Source organism: Rhizobium sp. PDO1-076 (genome assembly GCF_000247475.1).
In the GTDB taxonomy this organism is placed as follows: Bacteria; Pseudomonadota; Alphaproteobacteria; order Rhizobiales; family Rhizobiaceae; genus Allorhizobium.
The window spans coordinates 1-1780 of the sequence record NZ_AHZC01000249.1; the positions used below are offsets into that span (position 1 = coordinate 1).

Here is a 1780-nt window from a genome sequence, read left to right on the forward strand (position 1 = left end):
GGCGTAAAACAGCAATATCCCGGTTGACGCAAAACAGCGATGGCCCGACTGACGGCAACGCTGGCATCAGCCTCCCCTGATTGACGCGCCGCGACAATCAAACGTCAACATAGATTGTCGCGCAAATGAAAGCCGGCCTTCCATTCAAACGGAGGCCGGCTTTCTGCTGCCATCACTGCAGTCCGCGACAAACACGACAATCCAGATTGACGTGCCGCGACAATCTAAAAGCAAACCGCGTGTCGCTCAGCGTCAATCAAAAAAATGCCCCTTGCAACGAACCGATTCGCAGTTCATCTTCGCCACATCGCGACCACCATATTCCTCATCCTGATCGTCGCGCATTCCCATCCAAATTGTCGCGCCATATCTCATCAACGACGGGAATGCTGACACTTTACGGCAAGCATGATGTAGGCTATATATTCTCTCCAAGGAGAACAATTATGGTTATTGCCTCGCGTGCGTACACCCCGGCTGAAGCAGCGGCTGTTAGCGAAGTTGCTGTCAAGTCGGTGCACAACGCTATCGACAAACGTATCATCTCCACCCCGCCTGTCGGCCGTGACGGTCGGACACTAAACGATCAGGATTTGCTTCAGCTGAAGCTATGGTATGGCATCGGATCAATCCTGTCTGCCGAGCGGCGCAAACGTCTATTCGATACGATCGATCAGAATCCCGAGGCCGATACAGTCAGGGCCGACGATTTTCTGATTATCGATGTTGCACGGGCGAGAGAACAACTGGCGGCTCGCGCTGAAGCGCTCAGAGAAGCAGAACAGATGATCCAGAGCGTCAAGGGCGTGATGGGTGGTGAGCCTGTCTTCAACAAAACGCGGGTCCCCGTGCGAACGGTCGCTGCCATGAAAGCCCAAGGCGCCAGCACGCTGGAAATCGTAGAGGGTTATCCCTCGCTCACAGCGCGTATGGTCGATCTTGCAGAAATCTGGGCTGCGGCACACCCGGCTCGAGGACGGCCGCGCAAACTTTCCGAGCTGGGTTTGAAGGTTAAATCAACGAAGCGTTTGCCTCTGCGTAGCGAAAAAGCCACCAAACCCTCTGGCGCGAACTCGTGAAGTTTCTGATCGATGAATGCCTTCATACGTCACTCGTAGCGGTGGCAGGTGATTACGGCCACGATTGTTTCCATATCAATTGGCTCGGATTGAGCGGAGAAACAGACTGGGATCTCATGCCTCGGATCGTCGAGGAGGATTTCACGTTCGTCACGAACAATGCCCGTGATTTCCGCAAGCTCTACGCCAAGGAAGAGCTGCATGCAGGGTTGGTCATCATCGTGCCGCAGGTTCTTCCAGAACTTCAACGACAGCTGTTTGCCCTCACGTTGCAGGAACTGATTGAGGGCGGGGAAATCGTCAACGAAGTGATCGAAGTCAGCCTCGATGGAGACGAAGCTATCCTTACCCGCTATTCGCTTCCAGGCGATTGAGTCTCGAGAAGCTTCACTTTCCGCCGATCCTGGAAAGGTCTATCCGCATTCCAGCAGCTCCTACGGTTTTATCACCTGGGATATCAGCGTTCGCCTGTGGTGGCGTCTCCGCTTCTGCATTACCGGCTTCGTTAAGTTCAACCGGCATGTTTTGACTGGCGACGGCCTCACCTGGATCTCCCGCCTGAAACACCCCCACCGGCATCGTAAACTTAACGGAGGAAATGCCAGCGAAAGACGCCATCCGGAGATATCTGTCATGCTCTTGCAATTTTCGCCCACAGGCTCATCGCCGCAGTGCGCAGTTCGCGATGGTGACCGGAGGAG

At 54.6% G+C, this 1780-nt stretch carries 3 protein-coding genes; all 3 read left to right on the forward strand.

The window, feature by feature from the left end; all coding sequences use genetic code 11:
* Nucleotides 1-446 precede the first annotated feature (446 nt).
* The gene (locus PDO_RS14270) at nt 447-1079 is read left to right on the forward strand and encodes a DUF433 domain-containing protein (RefSeq protein WP_007602903.1); all 633 of its coding nucleotides are present in this window, start codon (nt 447-449) and stop codon (nt 1077-1079) included.
* Nucleotides 1076-1453 (forward strand): DUF5615 family PIN-like protein, encoded by a 378-nt coding sequence (locus PDO_RS14275; protein WP_007602904.1) that lies wholly within the window; start codon nt 1076-1078, stop codon nt 1451-1453. The genes PDO_RS14270 and PDO_RS14275 overlap by 4 nt, the downstream gene beginning before the upstream one ends.
* A partial coding sequence (locus PDO_RS29115) for a hypothetical protein (RefSeq protein ID WP_244426454.1) occupies nt 1407-1780 on the forward strand: 374 nt, incomplete at its 3' end. The genes PDO_RS14275 and PDO_RS29115, both read left to right, overlap by 47 nt.

Bases quoted from the DNA above. Each gene is read 5' to 3' on its own strand.
- PDO_RS14270 (WP_007602903.1), top strand. From the start codon at position 447: ATGGTTATTGCCTCGCGTGCGTACACCCCGGCTGAAGCAGCGGCTGTT.